The sequence below is a fragment of the Bradyrhizobium sp. BWA-3-5 genome, from assembly GCF_032917985.1.
Lineage (GTDB): Bacteria > Pseudomonadota > Alphaproteobacteria > Rhizobiales > Xanthobacteraceae > Bradyrhizobium.
In genome coordinates this window covers 1,361,953-1,379,165 of sequence record NZ_CP136626.1, presented here as the reverse complement: position 1 = coordinate 1,379,165, position 17,213 = coordinate 1,361,953, and the positions used below count along the sequence as shown (strand labels likewise).

The window sequence follows — 17,213 nt, the reverse complement described above, 5'->3', positions numbered from 1 at the left end:
TCTTTTAACCTCTCCCCGCCTGCGGGGAGAGGTCGGGTCGCATCGACAGATGCGATCCGGGTGAGGGGTACAGGTCTCACGAAGTGCACAGCTCGCGGAGAGAGCCCCTCACCCCGCCCCTCTCCCCGTGAAGAACGGGGAGAGGGAGAAGACACTGCCCTATCCGCAAAGTTGATCCGCTGCTGCCGCCTCTGTATCAATAGCCATACACTCCTCTGCCGCGTCTCCGACGCGCTTCCGGACCACAACGGAAAATCGCAATGCCCGCCGACCTCACCATCCGCTTTGTCACGCGTGAAGACTATGCGCAATGGTTGCCGCTATGGGATGGCTACAACGCCTTCTACGGCCGCTCGGGTCCGACCGCGCTGGCTCCCGACATCACCGCGATGACCTGGGCGCGCTTCTTCGACGCCTATGAGCCGGTGCATGCGCTGGTCGCCGAACACGGCGGCGAGCTGCTCGGGCTGACGCATTATCTGTTCCACCGCTCGACCACCATGATCGAGCCGAACTGCTATCTGCAGGACCTCTTTACCAACACAGCGGCGCGCGGCAAGGGCGTCGGCCGGGCGCTGATCAATGGCGTGTACGACCAGGCCAAGCTTGCGGGATGTTCGCGCGTCTACTGGCAAACCCACGAGACCAACCACACCGCGATGCAGCTCTACGATAAGGTAGCGGAGCGCTCGGGCTTCGTCGTCTATCGCAAGATGCTGTAAAGCGCTTGCACCTGCGGCCTCAGACGCCCTGTGGATAAATCCCGCTGTCACGCCGGCGTGACAAAGCGCGGATAGGTTGCAGCTGCGTCTGATCAGGCCCCCCGTCTCAGATCACGCGCCCCAAGCGGTCCCCGTCAGTCGCCGCGTCTGACCGGGGCCGCCTCTTTTTGTGCCGCATGGCTGACAAGCGCGAATGCCGGAACTCCCGCTGCTTGCGGGCCGGCGCCACGCGGGCCAAGATGCCGCCCTCTCCCGCCCTTTCCACAGGATCGATCCAATGCAAATTCGCAACCTCGGCGGCTCCGGCCTGCGTGTTTCCGCCGTCGGCCTCGGCTGCAACAACTTTGGCCAGCGCACCGACCTGGAGACCTCGCGCAAGGTCATCCATAAGGCGATCGACCTCGGCATCACCCTGTTCGACACCGCCGACATCTATGCCGGGATGGGCGGCTCCGAGACCGTGCTCGGGACCGTCCTCGGCGACCGCCGCAAGGACATCGTGCTGGCGACGAAATATGCCAAGCCGATGAGCAATGACGGCACCAAGCAGGGCGCCTCGCGCCGCTACATCATGGAAGCGGTGGAAGCGAGCCTGAAGCGGCTGAAGACCGATTACATCGATCTTTACCAGCAGCATGACTACGATCCCTTGACGCCGATGGAAGAGACGCTGCGCGCGCTCGACGATCTCGTCCGCCAGGGCAAGGTCCGCTACATCGGCAATTCGAACTTTCCGGCCTGGCGCATCACGGAAGCCGAAATGCTGGCGCGGCAGATGAACGTGAACCGCTTCATCTCCTGCCAGGACGAATACAGCCTCGTGGTGCGCGGCATCGAGAAGGAGCTTTTGCCGGCCGCATCGGAATTCAAGCTCGGCCTGTTGCCGTTCTTCCCGCTCGCAAGCGGCCTGCTCACCGGCAAGTACAAGCGCGGCACAGATGCGCCCGCCGACACCCGCTTCGCCAAGGCCCCCGCGCTGAAGGACCGCTACGTCACGGTGCGCAACGAGGACATCGTCGAAAAGCTGCAGGCCTTTGCGCAGGCGCGCGGCCACACCTTGCTCGAACTCGCCTTCTCCTGGCTGGCCCAGCGCCCGCAAGTCGCCAGCGTCATCGCCGGCGCCACCCGCGTCGAACAGGTCGAGCAGAACGTGAAGGCGATCAACTGGACGCTAAGCGCAGAGGAGATGGCGGAAGTGGATCGTATCACGAAGTGACAGGGCACTGCTCGCTCCCTCCCTCTCCCCGTTCTTCACGGGGAGAGGGTCGGGGTGAGGGGCTCTCTCCGCGCGCCGTGAACGCCGTGAGACCTGTACCCCCTCACCCGGATTGCTTCGCAATCCGACCTCTCCCCGCAAGCGGGGCGAGGTTAAGAGCGAGCTCGATCTGAAAGTTCAGCCTGAAGTACGGTGAGGACGCCCTCGATGTTGCCAAGCACATCATTGTTCCAAAAGCGAAGCACCTTGTAATCTTGTTCAACCAAACATCGGTCGCGCAGGGCATCTGCAGTTGATTCGCCATGCTGCCCACCATCAACTTCGACGATGAGCTTCAGCTCACGGCAAACGAAGTCGCAGATGTAACCCGTAATCGGCACTTGCCGCGCAAATTTGTGTCCGTCGATCTGCCGGTTGCGGATGCAATTCCAGAGGACGGTTTCAGCATCCGTTTGATTGACGCGTAGGCGTCTTGCGATTCGGATGGTCTTTTCATTGCGGCCACGCATTGCCTTGCCCCTCACCCGCCGCGCAAGCGCGCGGCGACCTCTCCCCGCAAAAGCGCGGGGAGAGGTTAAGCCACCAATCCCTGCATCGGCTTCACCGCGCCACTGTCCGGGAACACGTTCTCCGCCAGCACCTTGTCGGCCAGCCCGAACTGGTCCTTCAGCACACCCTTCATCACCGCGCGCAAATCGGTGGTCGGGGCGAGGTCGCGGCCCTGGTAGAGACTGGCGGGCTTCAGGCCGGGCCAGTCGGCGACGACGCGGCCGCCCTTCACCGCGCCGCCGGCGAGCAGCGCGATCGTGCCGGTGCCGTGATCGGTGCCCTGCGTGCCGTTGATGCGCGCGGTGCGGCCGAATTCGGTGGCGACCACGATCGCCGTGTCGCGCCAGCGCGGACCCAATCCAGTTTCGAATTCGGCGAGCGCGCCGTCGAGCCCACCGAGCAATTGCGCCAGCCGGCCGACCGGGCCGCCTTCATTGGCGTGCGTGTCCCAGCCGTCGAAGGCGAGCGCGCCGATGCGCGGGCCATCGTCCGCCGCCATCAGCTTGGCCGCGCCACGCGCCACCAGCCGCATCGCGCCGCCGCCACCTGTACCCGGCTTCGGCTTCATGTCGTCGCCTTGCGCAGCCTTGTCGAGCGCGATGCCCTGCTTCAACGCGCGCGCCAACGCAGGATCGCGGTGCTGATAAAGCTCGACCAGCCGCATCGCGGTATCCTCGGCGGCTTGCGGCACCGCGACCGGTGCCCAGCCGACGGTGGGCGCCGCGCCGCGCAGCACCAGCGGCGTGGTCGGGCCGACCGCCAGCGCGCTCGTCACCCGCTCGCCTTTCGGGAGGCCTTCCAGTGCACGGTTGAGCCAGCCGGACTGCACCCGGCCCGGTCCGGCAAAGCCGCTTTCGAGCACATCCTGCCCGTCGAAATGCGAGCGGTCGCGATAGGGCGTCGCCACCGCGTGGATCACCGCGGCCTTCTTCTCGCGGTACATCCGCGCGAATTCCGGCATCGCCGGATGCAGCGCGAAGAACGAATCCAGCGGCAGGGCCGCGTTCGGGCCGCCCGACGTGAGCGCGATCGCGCCGTGCAGTCCGGCATAATCGGGATCGCCGATCGGTGCGATGGTCGCAAGCCCGTCGAGTGCGCCGCGCAGGATGACGACCACCAGCCGAGGATCGCGGCCATCGGCGGCGCGAGCGAATTTCGGCAAGTGAGCCCATGCCGCAACGGAGGCGCCGCCGAGCAGCACGCCACGCCGCGAGATCGCTGACGATCTGATGCCTTCGCAGCAATCCGTTGTGGTTTCCATTGACGTCATCTCCTCTGGAATTCCGGCGACATCAGCAGCAGCGCCAGCGCCTGCTGACGCTGCTCCGCGCGCTCGATGGTCCGCCGCGTCTCGACCGATGCCGCGTCCGCGGCTACGAGTTCGAGCAAGTCGCGCGGATCGACGCCGTCGGCAAGCCGCGAGGCGATCTGCGCGGATATGTCGAGCCGCAGCTTGATGCCCTCCGGCGCCGCCCATGCGGCATTGGTATCGGGAAAACCGTTCGGCCCGGCGGGCGACCATAATGGCTGGCCCAGCGTGTTGAGACCGCCGAGATAGCGGGCCGGATCGTTCGGGATCTGTGCCAATAGCCGGCCGGCCGCGACCAGGAATTCATAGGGCGAGCGCATCTTGGAGAGCGGCGCCGTCCACACCTCATCGGAATCCACGAGCGCCATTGCCAGTGCCTTCAGATCGCCGCCCGTTTTGGTGAAGACATCGGCCAGCCGCTTCACCAATGAAGGCGGCGGATCATCGGCGACGAAGTGTCGAACGAATTTTCCGGCGATGAACTTCGCGGTGGACGGATGACGCGCGATGTCTGAAAGCACCGCCTCGCCCTGCGCCACGCCCGGGGCGTCGTAGATCTTGCCCAACACCCGCTGGGCGCCCGGCTGATGCGCATTGGCATTGAACACGAAGCTGCCGGGCGGCCCCAACTGGCCGAGCCTTCCGGCATAGGTCCAGCCGGTGATGACGTTCGCCAGCGCCGTCACGTCTTCCTGCGAATAGCCGCCGCCGACGCCGAGCGTATGTAATTCGAGGATCTCGCGCGCCAGATTCTCGTTCAGTCCGCGATTGCGGTTTCTTCCGGCGCGGGAGTCCGGCCCGAGCGATTGCTGGTTGTCGAGAAAGAACAGCATCGCGGGGTGCTGCTCGACCGCCTTCAGCATGTCAGCGAAGCGGCCGAGCACATAGGGCCGGATCGCCTCGCGCTCGAACGAACCCGCCCACATCCGCGCCGGCCCGCCCTTGTTCGCAGAAATGCAGAAATGATTCGACCAGAACACCACGAGGCGTTCGACAAATCCGCAATCGGCCATGATGGCGCGCTGCAGCCGGGCGAGCGCCTCGGCGCGAAATGTTTTCTGGATGATGTTGAGCGGTGCCGGCGCTGGCTTCGCTGCATTCGGCCGCATCGGCTCGGCCGGCGCCATGGTCGCATTGGGATTTTCCGGCGGTTTCGCCGGCTGCTCCTTCGACGGTTCTTTTGGTGGTTCTCTTGACGGCTCTCTTGGCGCCATGTCCATGGCGATGCTGTTGAGCGAAAGGTTCCGCCGCTGCGCTTTCGCATCCGGTGGCGATTGACCTTCGGTCACAGGCGCCGCCGACCTGGCCGCCGCGTCTCGCGCCTGCTGAATCTCGAACTGATAGTCGAACACCGCCTTGCCGAGCGCCGGCGTCGACTGCAATCCCGGCACTTCGAGCAGCGCGCCGTTTAAACGAGCGAGATCAGCCTTGACGAAGCCGCGCGGATCGGACGCGGCATTGAGAAAATCGCCGGAGGCCCCGCCGCGTGCGCCGAAGCCGAAGCGATTGAGCGCAACAAGGGCTCCTTGCGAATCGCGAGCCATCGGATTTCCCTTGAAGTATCCACCAGCGTATAGTGCCGCGAGAATATAGCGCGGTTCAACGTGCACCGGGATTAATTCCGCGTCAGGAAATGACCACATCGATGACAAGCCGTCCGGAACATCAGCCCCCGCGCCGCCTCGCCTGCGCCTCTTGCGGCGCCGAGTTCGGCTGCAACCTGTCCGGCCCGTGCTGGTGCAGTGACGAAGCGTTCCGCATGCCGGTGCCGGTGGATGGCGGCGACTGCCTCTGCCCGGACTGCCTGCGCAAACTCGCCAAGCGGCGTGCGGACGCGGGTGCGGCGTGACGGGAAAATGGAACATTCGCGCCGTCCTGCTCGACATGGACGGCACGCTGCTCGATACCGAAAAGATCTATTTCGACAGTCTCGTCGCGGCGCTCGACGCTGCCGGCTATGTCGATGATTCCGTCGCGCTCTGCCACGCCATGGTCGGCCTTCCCGGACCGGCCTGCGAAGCGATGCTGCTCGAGCGCTACGGCAAAGGCTTTCCGCTCGCCGACATCAACCGCGCCTTTCTCCTCAACCGTGACCGCTTGATGGAGGCTGGCCTGCCGCTCAAGTCAGGCACCATCGAACTGCTCGACGCCCTCGCCACCGCCAATTGCCCGACGGCGATCGTGACGTCCTCCTCCCGCCGCAACGCCGAGCGCCATTTGTCGCTCGCCGGAATCCGCGCACGCTTTGGCACTATCCTGACGCTCGACGACGTCACGCACGGCAAGCCGAGCCCCGATCTCTATCTGCTCGCCGCTTCGCGCCTCGGCTTCGCGCCGAAGCTCTGCGTCGCGGTGGAAGATTCCAACCACGGCGTCGCCGCCTCCCACGCCGCCGGCGCGATCACCATCATGGTGCCGGACATGGCGCTACCGACGGAGGAGACTCGGGCGAAATGCGCGGCGGTGCTGCCGGACCTGAATGCGGTAGTGACGATGCTTTATGAGCGCGGGGCGCTGTAGCTACGAAACTAATCATCGTTGCGAGCCAGCGGGGCGCAATGGCCAAAGGGCTACCGCACTCGCCGCGCTGACCGCTTGATCCGCGCGACAACCGCCGCCTCAATCAACGTGTGCGCCGCCTCGCCCGCCGTTTCCATGTAGGAGGGATCGCGGTGCAGCAGCACGACGGCGAAGGAGCCGTCCAGCAGCAGCAGGATTTGCCGCGCGAGCTGCAGCGACTCGGCGATGCCCTCCGCCGCGAAGGTCGCGCGCAGCCATTCCTCGAACTTCTTCTTGTGGGCGGCGCCGATCTTGATCGCGGGATGACCGGGCAGGTTGGCGAGTTCGGCGGAGGTGCGCAGGAAGCCGCAGCCCTTCCACTTCGGATGCCGCGCCGAACGGGCGAGGTTTCGGAAAATGGCTTCGACCCTCAAAGGCAAGCCGCCCTCGGCCTCGGAAAACCATTTGCGGAACAGCGCAAGATTCGGCTGATCGCGGCCGGCGAGATAGGCTGCGACGAGATCGTCCTTGCTCCTGAAGTGATAATATAGCGTCCGCTTGGTGACGCCCGCCTTCTCGGCCACCGCATCGACGCTGACGCCGCGGATGCCGTGATTGTAGAACAGCGTGTTGGCCGCCGAGATGATGCGTTCGCGCGTCGGAATGCCGGATCGAGCCATCGTGCCTATGTATACTAACCAGTGAATATACACAACGCAGCCGAACTTCTAGGCTACTTCGCAATCAAGCCCTTTGCGGAGCGTTCAAATGTCCGACCCCATCCTGCTCGATACAAGCGACGGCATTGCGCTGGTCACGCTGAACCGCCCCGACAAGCTCAATGCGCTGAATTACGCGCTGATCGACCGCCTGATGGCGGTGCTAGACATGATCGAAACCGACGCCGCGGTGCGCGCCGCGATCCTGACCGGGGCGGGCGAGCGCGCCTTTTCCGCCGGCGCTGACATCGACGAATTCTCCGGCAGCGTCCGCCAGGGCCGCGACACGGCGATCCGCGACTTCGTGCGGCGCGGACAGGCGATGACCGCGCGACTCGAAGCGTTTCGGAAGCCGGTGATTGCCGCCGTGAACGGCCTCGCCTTCGGCGGCGGCTGCGAGATCACCGAGGCGGTTCATCTTGCCATTGCCAGCGACCGCGCACGATTTGCCAAACCGGAAATCAATCTCGGTATGCCGCCGACCTTTGGTGGAACGCAGCGGCTGCCGCGGCTCGCCGGCCGCAAGCGCGCGCTCGAATTGCTATTGACCGGCGATCCCTTCTCGCCGGAACGGGCGCTGGAGATCGGGCTGGTCAACCGCGTGGTGCCACATGATGCGCTGTTGTCCGCCGCGCGCGAGCTGGCGCAGCGGATCATCAGGCATTCAGCGCTCGCGGTGGGCGGCATCCTTACCGCAGTGACCCGCGGGCTGAACATGGCGATTGCCGAAGGGCTGCAGGTCGAGAGCGAACAATTCGCGGCGCTGGTGCCGGCCGACGACCTCGCCGAAGGTATCAACGCCTGGATCGAGCGCCGGACGCCGCGCTATCGCGGCTGCTGACACCGGACGCAACGCTGGCGGCAATCACCGCCCGCATGTCGCCGGCCAGTTCCCGGTAATGCAGGCCGAGGCGGAGATACAATTCCCGCTTCGCCGCATCGTCAGTCAATTTGCTGATCAGATCGCACTCGGCGGCGAGAGTCTCAAATCGCTCCAGCTTGGTTTCAAACTCGGTCATGACCCGCCTCCCCTGAACGGCCATTGGAGAGACAGCTTACGCCTTCATTTTACGTCAAAGCTAACATCGTTATCGGATAGAACTAATTTACAGCCTTGACGATTGCGTGCAGAGGCGCGCAATCGTGAACTGCTCGTCCTGGCTGGCAAGGCTCATCATTCCTGCCTACCGCACTACCGCCGCGGTTTGCCCGAACAGAATCTTGCGCTCCTCTTCGGTGCGGTTGACCGGCTGGCCGAAATTCGGATTGACCTCTTTCGCCTTGGCGTAGGCGCGCTCGGTCGCGGGGCGGGCGCGGATAGTCTCCAGCCAGCGCTTGAGGTGCGGGAAGTCGTCGATGTTCTGGCTCTGGTTCTTCCACGGCACGACCCAAGGATAGGAGGCCATGTCGGCGATCGAATAATCGCCGGCGATGAACTCGCGATCGGCGAGGCGCTTGTTGAGCACGCCATAGAGGCGGTTGGTCTCGTTCACATAGCGGTCGATCGCGTATTTGATCTTTTCCTGGGCATAGACATTGAAGTGATGGTTCTGACCCGCCATCGGGCCGAGCCCGCCCATCTGCCAGAACGTCCACTGGATCGCGTCGTAGCGGCCATAGAGATCGGCCGGGAGGAATTTTCCGGTCTTCTCGGCGAGATAAAGCAGCATCGCGCCGGATTCGAAGATCGAGACCGGTTTTCCCCCGCCCTTCGGTTCGTGATCGACCATCGCAGGGATGCGGTTGTTCGGCGCGATCGCCAGAAACTCCGCCTTGAACTGCTCGCCCTTGCCGATGTTGACCGGAATGATCTTGTAGGGCAGCCCGGTCTCCTCCAGGAACATCGTGATCTTGTGGCCGTTCGGCGTGGTCCAGTAGTGAAGGTCGATCATGGGGCGATTCCGCTTTGCGCTGTTGCTTGCTTTCGCAAGAAAGATGCGATTGCATGAATTTGGACGAAGCGCTGACGGAAAGTCAATCGGCGCGCGGCGCGCACGCGCAAATGTGATGGAGCGGGATCAGGCGCGGCGGCCGTGCTCGCGCAGGAATCGGGTGCCGCTTTCCGTTATCGCGACGCGCATGCTGCCCGCCTCCGGCTGTCGCATGACATAGCCACGATCAACGGCATCCTCCCAGATGGTGAGGCGCGGGCATGAGGTGCGCCAGGTCTCGATCACTTCCGAATAAAGCCGCGGCTCGCGGCCGACCCATTCGACGAGGTCGAGCACCAGAGGATCTGTCGCTTCAGTCATCGAACGCCTCCCGTCAAGATCGGACGTCAGAATGCCAGCGCGCTGTTGCGCGTGAAAAATAGCCAGCTTCCATAGAGGATATAGTAGCCCGCGACTGTCGTGATCAGCCGGTTCGCCCAGGTGCGGAACTGCGCATCGCTCATCGCCTCCAGAAGCCGCCGCGCCAGCGTGGTGCCGAGCATCGAAGCGGCGATGGCAACCGCGGCCAGCACTGGGTCGAGCGTCGCGGCCTGGTCGATGATGCCGCCGAAATAGACCAGCTTGGTCAGATGGCTCGCCACCTGGCAGGTCGCCTTCGTCGCCACCACCTCGCGGCGGCCGAAATTGCCGCCGAGGAAGAACGTGTCCATCAAGGGGCCGGAGACGCCGGTCATCAGCATCAGCCCCATGCAGATGAAGCCGTAGAACGAGCCCTGCCAGATACTGTCGGGGTTGGGCTTGAGGTTCTTCGGCATCAGCCGCGCCATGAACGGCGTCACGCCGAGCAGCAACAGGGCGACCGGCTTGTCCGGCACGTAGCGGGTCAGCGACCACAGGCCGAGCGCCAGCGCGCAGCCGATCAGATAGATGAACACCGGCCGCCAGCGAATATGCGCCCGCCACAGAAAAGCACGCCAGCCATTGGAGGCCATCTGCGTGATCGCGTGCAGCACCATCGCTGTTGGAAGCGGCATCAGCACCAGCAGCACGCCGATCAGGATCATGCCGCCGGCCATGCCGAACAGGCCCGACAGAAACGCCGTCGCGACCATCAGGGCGCCGAGCGCTGCGATCATCAGGGGTGTCACGAAAATTCTCCTGTGTAAGCGCTCGTGGGGACGCTCTTCTCCCTCTCTCCGTCGTTTACGGGGAGGGGGTCGGGGTGAGGGGCTGTCTCCGCGAATTCACTAATAGTCGGACTCGTGGAGAAAGCCCCTCACCCGGCGCTTCGCGCCGACCTCTCCCCGCGAAATGGGGGGCGAGGTTGAAGAAGCGCACACCGATTCAAAGGATATCACAGCTATTGTTGTGCCCGGCTTGGACGACGCCTGCAAACTGAGTTATCTTGCTCTGGCATCAGTTTTCCTGAGGGTTACGTGCGGCGGCTGCTCTTTCTCAACGGCATCAAGGCATTCGAAGCGGCGGCGCGGACCGGCAGCTTCGCCGCCGCAGGCGCCGAGCTCAACGTCTCCGCCGCCGCGGTCAGCCGGATGGTGCACCTGTTGGAGGAACGGCTCGGGGTGGCGCTGTTCGAGCGCAAGGCCAACCGCCTCGTCACCACGGTGGCGGGGCGCGCCTATCAAAGCGGGCTGACCCCGATCTTCGATGCGCTGGCGAGCCTGACCGCGCAGGTCACCGCACCATCGAGCGTCCGCGTGCTGACCATCGGCGTCGGGCCAACCTTTGCCATGAAATGGCTGATCCCGCGGCTGGCCGATTTCCGCAAGCAGGAACCAGACATCGACGTCCGCATCACCACCGGCGGCGCAGCGGTGCCGTTCGGCGAGGACTGGAGCTGCGGCATCAAGCTCGGGAGCGGCGAATGGCCCGGCCTGATCGCCGAGCCGCTGTTCGCGGCCGATCTGCTGCCGGTCTGCGCGCCGCGCCTTGCCAACCAGCTCAAGCGCGCCGCCGACCTGAAGGGGCCGACGCTGCTGCGGGTGGCGCACTCGCCGGACGACTGGCCGTCATGGCTGGAGGCCGCCGGCGCGGGGCGCATCACCGCGCGCGGCCTCCAGTTCGACCATTACGGCCAGGCGCTGCAGGCCGCGGTCGATGGGCTTGGCATCGCCATGGGAATCCGCCCTTATATCGACGACGACCTCGCCGCCGGGCGACTGGTCGCACCGTTCGTGTTAAGCGTTCCGAAGGGCATGCGCTGGTACCTGGTCTATCGCGGCTTCAGCACCGCCCAACGCGATTTTACTGCCTTCCGGCGCTGGATTATCCGTGCCGCGGCGGAGCCCGCCCAACGCCGCAAGAGCCAACGCCAAGTCGGATAAGAAATGCCGGATGAAGAGATCGAAACGCTCGTGATCGGCGGCGGCCAGGCCGGCCTCACGATGAGCCACCAGCTCAAGCAGCGCGGCCTGCCGCATCTGGTGCTGGAGCGCCATCGCATCGCCGAACGCTGGCGCAGCGAGCGCTGGGACGGGCTGAAATTCCAGTTTCCGAACTGGTCGGTGCGGCTGCCGGACTTTCCGTTTCCGCACGATGATCCCGACGCGTTTTCCGACACCGGCACCATTATCAGATACATCGAGGCCTATGCCGCATTCGTCGCGCCGCCGATCCGCTGCGGCGTTGCAGTCACAAGGCTCGCACAGCGCGGCGGCGTTTTCATCGCCGAAACCACCGACGGCACGATCGCAGCCAAAAACGTCGTCGTCGCGACCGGACCCTATCAGCGCAGCATCATCCCGGATGTCCTGCGCGATCACCCCATATTCCAGGTCCACGCCAGCGACTACAAAAATCCCGCGCAGGTTCCGCCGGGCGCCGTTCTGGTCGCTGGCGCCGGCGCCTCGGGCGCACAGATCGCCGAGGAATTGCAGCACGCCGGCCGGCGCGTCTATCTCTCCATCGCACGCCATCGCCGCCTGCCGCGCCGTTACCGCGGCCGCGACCTGATCTGGTGGCTGGCCGAAATGCGGCTCGACCAGATGACGCCGGAAGAGCGCGGCTCGGCGCGGTTGGGCCCGGTGATTTCCGGGGCCTATGGCGGCCGCAATATCGACTTCCGCAACTTCGCCGCCGACGGCATGGTTCTCGTCGGACGCATCGAGGCGGCGCAGGACGGCGTCATCGAGATCGCGCCCGGCCTTGCCGAAAGCATGGTCGACGGCGACCTCGTCTACTCCACCTTTCTCGACACCGTGGATGCCTACGTGAAACGGCGCGGCCTCGACCTGCCCGACGACCCCGCCGCCCGCACGATCGTCGCCGACCCGCCCTGCGTCACCGCGCCGCTGACGCGCCTCGACCTCGCCGCGGAGGGCATCTCCTCGGTGATCTGGGCCACCGGTTATGGCGTCGATTTCGGCTGGATCGACGTGCCCGTGCTGGACGAACGCGGCGAGGCGATTCACCACAACGGCATCTCGGAACTGCCGGGCCTGTATTTCCTCGGCCTGCAATGGCTGTCGAAGATGAACTCCTCGTTCCTCTCGGGCGTCGGCGACGACGCTGCCGTTCTCGCGGATCATATTTCAGCGCGGCGCTGAGTCGCGGCCGAGGGCGGAACCCGCAAAAAATCCGCCACATGTGAACCCGTTCACATTTGCCTCGGCTGCGCCGTGCTGATGTCGCTGTACGGGCAATTCCGGGGAATGCGCCATGATTTATGGTGGCTTTGAAATTCAGTCGTTCGAAGCAGGGAGAGGGTTGTGGCACGCGAGGATTCAACGGACCGACCAGGCGCCGGTGGTGATCGATGGCATGGCGTTCCCGACCCTCGAAGTCGGTTTCGCGTGGTCGGATCCGGAAGCGGCGATCGCGGATGCGAAAGCCCATATCGACCGCTTGAGCCCGCGCTTCACCACCCCGTAAGCGCCGCCGTTACCCTGCCCAGCCGCTTCCCGCTGCCGCATCCCGAACAGATCCTGCAGGCGACGCCGGTGCTGGAAAACTGCCCGGACTGCAGCGCCGCGCTCGCGGTGCTGCGCGTCATCCCCGGCCGCGGCGGCGCCGAATACTGGACCATGCGCTGCACGCGCTGCGGCGGGATTCATCTGGACATCGTCAATCCCTGCACGGCCCCGGTGACGGCGTAGCCCCGCCCCCACCAACAAAACATCGAAAACAACCCCATGCACCGTAGCCGTCAAGGCCGCAGCCGCCAGCCGATCGACTGAACCAGGTCTCATCGGGCTGGCGGGCGACGCCATTGCTGCCTGCGCATCGCCGAGAGTCGCCATCGTCATGTCAGTGGTTGGCAGCAGCGCGGATGCCTCCGCGTGACCTTCGGATCGTCGGCAGGCGTTGGCGATTTCGGCCTTTTCAGTCGCCCACTGCAGTCCCATATTGCGGTCATGGCGAAGACCCCCGAAGTTCCCAAAAAGCCAAAGACCCCCAAATCCAAGGCGCACCGCCCCGACGTTCAGCCGATCGGGCCTGCGCTCGCGGAACTGCTCAATCCTGCGCTCAACCGCGGCGATGCCGGCATGGGCTCGGGCACCGGCCTGCAGCCGCCGCCGGACAATTCCTGGGACCGCCGCGCCGGCGGCGAGGCGGCCGCGCATCGCGCGCGCGCTTCGACCAAGGGGATGGGCGACGATGTCGCCAAACGCGACGCCGGACAGGGGCTCGAAGAAGCCCCGCAGGCCAATTACGGCACCTCGGCCACCATCCCGACCCTCGACCCTGAACTGGCGCGCCAGCTCGGCCTGCCGACGGCGGAGGACGACGAGGAGGCCCTCGCCCGCCCGCCGCGCAGCAAGATGGAATCGCTCGGCGTCAAGGCGACCGCGGAGGCCTTGGAAAACCTGATCCGCGACGGCCGTCCCGAATTCCGCAAGGACGACGGCTCGATGAAGGTGTGGACACCGCACCGGCCGCCGCGCCCGGAAAAATCCGAAGGCGGCGTGCGCTTCGAGATCAAATCCGAATACCAGCCGAAGGGCGACCAGCCGCAGGCGATCGCCGAGCTCGTCGAGGGCATCAACCGCAACGACCGCACCCAGGTGCTGCTCGGCGTCACCGGCTCGGGCAAGACCTACACCATGGCCAAGGTGATCGAGGCGACGCAGCGCCCGGCCCTGATTCTGGCGCCGAACAAGACGCTGGCCGCTCAGCTCTATGGCGAGTTCAAGAATTTCTTTCCCGACAACGCGGTGGAGTATTTCGTCTCCTACTACGACTACTATCAGCCGGAAGCCTACGTCCCGCGCACCGACACCTATATCGAGAAAGACTCCTCCATCAACGAGCAGATCGACCGCATGCGCCACGCGGCAACCCGCGCGCTGCTCGAGCGCGACGACGTCATCATCGTAGCCTCCGTGTCGTGCATCTACGGTATCGGCTCGGTCGAGACCTATACCGCGATGACGTTTGCGCTGAAGAAGGGCGAGCGCATCGACCAGCGGCAACTGATCGCCGACCTCGTCGCGCTGCAGTACAAGCGCACCCAGCACGACTTTACCCGCGGCACCTTCCGGGTTCGCGGCGACATCATCGACATCTTCCCGGCGCACTATGAGGACCGTGCCTGGCGCGTGAACCTGTTCGGCGATACCGTGGAAAATATCGAGGAGTTCGATCCGCTCACCGGCCACAAGCAGGACGATCTCGAATTCATCAAGATCTACGCCAACTCGCACTATGTGACGCCGCGCCCGACGCTGGTGCAGGCGATCAAGTCGATCAAATCGGAATTGAAGCAGCGGCTCGACGAGCTCAACAACCACGGCCGCCTGCTGGAAGCGCAGCGGCTGGAGCAGCGCACCACCTTCGATCTCGAGATGATGGAGGCGACGGGAAGCTGCGCCGGCATCGAGAACTATTCGCGCTACCTCACCGGACGGCGTCCCGGCGAGCCGCCGCCGACGCTGTTCGAATACGTCCCCGACAACGCGCTGGTGTTCGCCGACGAAAGCCATGTCAGCATTCCGCAGATCGGCGCCATGTTCCGCGGCGACTTCCGCCGCAAGGCAACGCTCGCCGAATATGGCTTCCGCCTGCCCTCCTGCATGGACAATCGGCCGCTGCGCTTCGAGGAATGGGACATGATGCGCCCGCAGACGGTCGCGGTGTCGGCGACGCCGAGCGGCTGGGAGCTGAACGAAAGCGGCGGCGTGTTCGTCGAGCAGGTCATCCGCCCGACCGGGCTGATCGATCCCCCGGTCGACATCCGTCCCGCGCGCACGCAGGTCGACGATCTCGTCGGCGAGGTCCGCGCCACCGCCGCCGCCGGCTACCGCTCGCTGATCACGGTGCTGACCAAGCGCATGGCGGAGGACCTGACCGAATATCTGCACGAGCAGGGCATCCGCGTCCGCTACATGCACTCCGATATCGACACGATCGAGCGCATCGAGATCATCCGGGATCTTCGCCTCGGCGCGTTCGACGCGCTGGTCGGCATCAACCTGCTGCGCGAAGGCCTCGACATTCCCGAATGCGCGCTGGTCGCGATCCTGGATGCCGACAAGGAAGGCTTTTTGCGCAGCGAGACCTCGCTGATCCAGACCATCGGCCGCGCCGCGCGCAACGTCGACGGCAAGGTGATCCTCTACGCCGATCAAATGACCGGCTCGATGGAGCGGGCGATTGCCGAAACCAACCGCCGCCGCGAGAAGCAGGTCGAATACAACAACGCCAACGGCATCACGCCGGAGAGCGTGAAGAAATCGATCGGCGACATCCTCAACTCCGTCTACGAGCGCGACCACGTGCTGGTCGAGATCGGCGACGGCGGCATGGCGGATGACGTCATCTCGATCGGCCACAATTTCGAAGCTGTGCTCTCCGACCTCGAAACCCGCATGCGCGAAGCCGCCGCCGACCTGAACTTCGAGGAAGCCGCAAGGCTGCGCGACGAAGTCAAACGCCTCCGCGCCACGGAGATGGCCGTCGTCGACGACCCCACCGCCAAGCAGCGCAACGTGCAGAAGCAGGCCGGTGCCTATGCCGGCACCAAGAAGTACGGCGAATCAGCCAATCTCCCGGTCAGCGCGATGAAGAAGAAAGGCGTGCAGGCCGCCCTGAAATCCAGTCGCGGCAGCGCTAGCAGCACCTCCAAAGTCCACAAACCCCATCTCGACGAAATGCACACCCCGGAATCCCTGCCCTACCGCCCCGGCGGCACCAAACCGCGCAAGCCCGAGTTCGGCAGCGGCAGCAAAATCTTCCAGCCGACGGACTCGCGGCAGTCGGGCCCGGAGTTCGGGCCAGCGCCGCGCTCAAGCGGCGGTGCGCCGGGGCATCGGGGTGGGTGGAAGAAGCGGTAGGGCTTCCACAGCCGTCATTGCGAGCGTAGCGAAGCAATCCATAATGCGCGGAGGCATGGATTGCTTCGTCGCTTCGCTCCTCGCAATGACGAATGCCAACTCTCGGGATTCAATCTAGGAGCGACAGGCGCTGGAAGTTCGACGCGATTGCGTTACCCTGCACCTGTGAAACTCGGCTTCGAAGAATCCCAATCCCTTTATACCAGCGGCACCCAGAAGGCGCGCGCATGGACCGAAGCCTGGGTCAGCGCATGGGCATATTGCCCGCACTGCGGCAATGTGAAGATGTCGCAATTCCCGAACAACAGTCCGCTTGCCGACTTCCTTTGCGGATCGTGCAGCGAGGAGTTCGAACTCAAGAGTCAGAAAGGCAAGTTCGGCGCGAAGGTCGCCGCCGGCGCCTACAAGACCAAATGCGAGCGGCTCGCGGCCAGCAATAACCCGAACCTGCTGCTGATGAACTACAACGCCAAATCATTGTCGGTCGTCAATCTCCTGATCGTGCCAAAGCATTTCTTCGTCCGCGAGATCATCGAAGAGCGAAAGCCCCTCGCTGCAACAGCGAGACGCGCTGGCTGGATTGGATCGAACATCGTCCTCTCCCGCATCCCCCAGTCCGGCAAGATTCATATCGTGAAGGGCGGCATCGTGCGCCCGAAGGACATCGTTCTTGAAGAATGGCAAAAGACGCTCTTTCTCCGGAATGAATCGCCGGAGACACGCGGCTGGCTGCTCGACGTCATGAAATGCGTGGATAAGTAATAATTCCGGTTCGACCCGTCATAGGCGCCGGACTTCATGCAGCAGGCTTTGAAACCTGCGTCCGGAGTTGCACGGACACAGATCGTTGCGGCCGAGCTTTTCGGTCAGCTCGACATCGCCATGAACGATGCGCGGTCCACGCTTGACATGGGTTTCGGATGGGAAGGACTTCCGCCGCTTACGCGTGATGCTGAAAGCAGGGGAGGTTTTCGAAATCGCAATGCTTGCGCATGGCACACCTCCATAGGTTCAAGAC

Annotated in this window: 20 protein-coding genes; 11 read left to right on the top strand and 9 right to left on the bottom strand. The window is 64.5% G+C overall.

Annotated elements, in window-relative coordinates; all coding sequences use genetic code 11:
- Nucleotides 1-260: 260 nt before the first annotated feature.
- Both RX331_RS06660 and RX331_RS06655 read left to right on the top strand, forming a co-directional pair.
- Nucleotides 261-722 carry a GNAT family N-acetyltransferase gene (locus RX331_RS06660; RefSeq protein WP_317255818.1) on the top strand — a complete coding sequence of 154 codons (462 nt, stop codon included), beginning with the start codon at nt 261-263 and terminating at the stop codon, nt 720-722.
- A 277-nt stretch (nt 723-999) separates the two neighbouring features.
- Complete coding sequence (locus tag RX331_RS06655; RefSeq protein WP_317255817.1) at nt 1,000-1,938, top strand: aldo/keto reductase; 939 nt, start codon at nt 1,000-1,002, stop codon at nt 1,936-1,938.
- 152 nt (nt 1,939-2,090) lie between these two features.
- Here RX331_RS06655 and RX331_RS06650 read toward each other — a convergent pair whose 3' ends face one another.
- From RX331_RS06650 to RX331_RS06640, 3 genes are all read right to left on the bottom strand, one after another.
- Nucleotides 2,091-2,447 carry an endonuclease domain-containing protein gene (locus RX331_RS06650; protein ID WP_317255816.1) on the bottom strand — a complete coding sequence of 119 codons (357 nt, stop codon included), beginning with the start codon at nt 2,445-2,447 and terminating at the stop codon, nt 2,091-2,093.
- A 65-nt stretch (nt 2,448-2,512) separates the two neighbouring features.
- A complete protein-coding gene (locus RX331_RS06645; RefSeq protein WP_410708138.1) occupies nt 2,513-3,748 on the bottom strand; it encodes a DUF1501 domain-containing protein in 1,236 nt (411 codons plus the stop codon).
- A 5-nt stretch (nt 3,749-3,753) separates the two neighbouring features.
- Nucleotides 3,754-5,340: a DUF1800 domain-containing protein gene (locus tag RX331_RS06640; RefSeq protein ID WP_317255814.1), complete on the bottom strand. Its 1,587-nt coding sequence runs from the start codon at nt 5,338-5,340 to the stop codon at nt 3,754-3,756.
- A gap of 101 nt (nt 5,341-5,441) precedes the next feature.
- On the opposite strand from RX331_RS06640, the gene RX331_RS06635 reads away from it, so the two are divergent.
- Nucleotides 5,442-5,645, top strand: coding sequence for a cysteine-rich CWC family protein (locus RX331_RS06635; RefSeq protein WP_317255813.1), 204 nt, complete (start codon nt 5,442-5,444; stop codon nt 5,643-5,645).
- Between the two features lie 35 nt (nt 5,646-5,680).
- Nucleotides 5,681-6,316 (top strand): HAD family hydrolase, encoded by a 636-nt coding sequence (locus RX331_RS06630; protein ID WP_410708255.1) that lies wholly within the window; start codon nt 5,681-5,683, stop codon nt 6,314-6,316.
- A gap of 50 nt (nt 6,317-6,366) precedes the next feature.
- Here RX331_RS06630 and RX331_RS06625 read toward each other — a convergent pair whose 3' ends face one another.
- Nucleotides 6,367-6,975: a TetR/AcrR family transcriptional regulator gene (locus RX331_RS06625; protein ID WP_317255811.1), complete on the bottom strand. Its 609-nt coding sequence runs from the start codon at nt 6,973-6,975 to the stop codon at nt 6,367-6,369.
- An 88-nt stretch (nt 6,976-7,063) separates the two neighbouring features.
- Between RX331_RS06625 and RX331_RS06620 the strand changes: the two genes are divergently transcribed.
- Nucleotides 7,064-7,855 (top strand): crotonase/enoyl-CoA hydratase family protein, encoded by a 792-nt coding sequence (locus RX331_RS06620; protein ID WP_317255810.1) that lies wholly within the window; start codon nt 7,064-7,066, stop codon nt 7,853-7,855.
- Here the strand turns inward: RX331_RS06620 and RX331_RS06615 are convergent.
- The 4 genes from RX331_RS06615 to RX331_RS06600 all read right to left on the bottom strand — a co-directional run bounded on the left by RX331_RS06615 (nt 7,809) and on the right by RX331_RS06600 (nt 10,054).
- Nucleotides 7,809-8,033, bottom strand: coding sequence for a hypothetical protein (locus tag RX331_RS06615; protein ID WP_317255809.1), 225 nt, complete (start codon nt 8,031-8,033; stop codon nt 7,809-7,811). The two genes, RX331_RS06620 and RX331_RS06615, sit on opposite strands and share 47 nt — an antisense overlap.
- Before the next feature lie 165 nt (nt 8,034-8,198).
- On the bottom strand, nt 8,199-8,906 hold the full coding sequence (locus tag RX331_RS06610) for a glutathione binding-like protein (protein WP_317255808.1): 708 nt from the start codon (nt 8,904-8,906) through the stop codon (nt 8,199-8,201).
- 126 nt (nt 8,907-9,032) lie between these two features.
- Entirely contained in the window at nt 9,033-9,266 is a 234-nt protein-coding gene (locus tag RX331_RS06605; protein ID WP_317255807.1) for a hypothetical protein, read from the bottom strand.
- 26 nt (nt 9,267-9,292) lie between these two features.
- Nucleotides 9,293-10,054 carry a sulfite exporter TauE/SafE family protein gene (locus tag RX331_RS06600; protein ID WP_317255806.1) on the bottom strand — a complete coding sequence of 254 codons (762 nt, stop codon included), beginning with the start codon at nt 10,052-10,054 and terminating at the stop codon, nt 9,293-9,295.
- Nucleotides 10,055-10,342: 288 nt separating this feature from the next.
- Here RX331_RS06600 and RX331_RS06595 point away from each other — a divergent pair, with 288 nt between their 5' ends.
- The 6 genes from RX331_RS06595 (at nt 10,343) to RX331_RS06570 (ending at nt 16,957) form a co-directional block, all read left to right on the top strand.
- Entirely contained in the window at nt 10,343-11,248 is a 906-nt protein-coding gene (locus RX331_RS06595; RefSeq protein WP_317255805.1) for a LysR substrate-binding domain-containing protein, read from the top strand.
- Nucleotides 11,249-11,251: 3 nt separating this feature from the next.
- The gene (locus RX331_RS06590; RefSeq protein WP_317255804.1) at nt 11,252-12,469 is read left to right on the top strand and encodes an NAD(P)-binding domain-containing protein; all 1,218 of its coding nucleotides are present in this window, start codon (nt 11,252-11,254) and stop codon (nt 12,467-12,469) included.
- A 112-nt stretch (nt 12,470-12,581) separates the two neighbouring features.
- Nucleotides 12,582-12,794: a hypothetical protein gene (locus RX331_RS06585; RefSeq protein ID WP_317255803.1), complete on the top strand. Its 213-nt coding sequence runs from the start codon at nt 12,582-12,584 to the stop codon at nt 12,792-12,794.
- 68 nt (nt 12,795-12,862) lie between these two features.
- Nucleotides 12,863-13,018 (top strand): hypothetical protein, encoded by a 156-nt coding sequence (locus RX331_RS06580; protein ID WP_410708137.1) that lies wholly within the window; start codon nt 12,863-12,865, stop codon nt 13,016-13,018.
- 258 nt (nt 13,019-13,276) lie between these two features.
- Nucleotides 13,277-16,195 carry an excinuclease ABC subunit UvrB gene (uvrB, locus tag RX331_RS06575; RefSeq protein ID WP_317255802.1) on the top strand — a complete coding sequence of 973 codons (2,919 nt, stop codon included), beginning with the start codon at nt 13,277-13,279 and terminating at the stop codon, nt 16,193-16,195.
- 147 nt (nt 16,196-16,342) lie between these two features.
- Nucleotides 16,343-16,957 (top strand): DpnI domain-containing protein, encoded by a 615-nt coding sequence (locus RX331_RS06570; protein ID WP_317255801.1) that lies wholly within the window; start codon nt 16,343-16,345, stop codon nt 16,955-16,957.
- A gap of 18 nt (nt 16,958-16,975) precedes the next feature.
- On the opposite strand, the gene RX331_RS06565 is transcribed toward RX331_RS06570, so the two are convergent.
- Entirely contained in the window at nt 16,976-17,194 is a 219-nt protein-coding gene (locus RX331_RS06565; RefSeq protein ID WP_317255800.1) for an SEC-C metal-binding domain-containing protein, read from the bottom strand.
- Between the last annotated feature and the right edge of the window lie 19 nt (nt 17,195-17,213).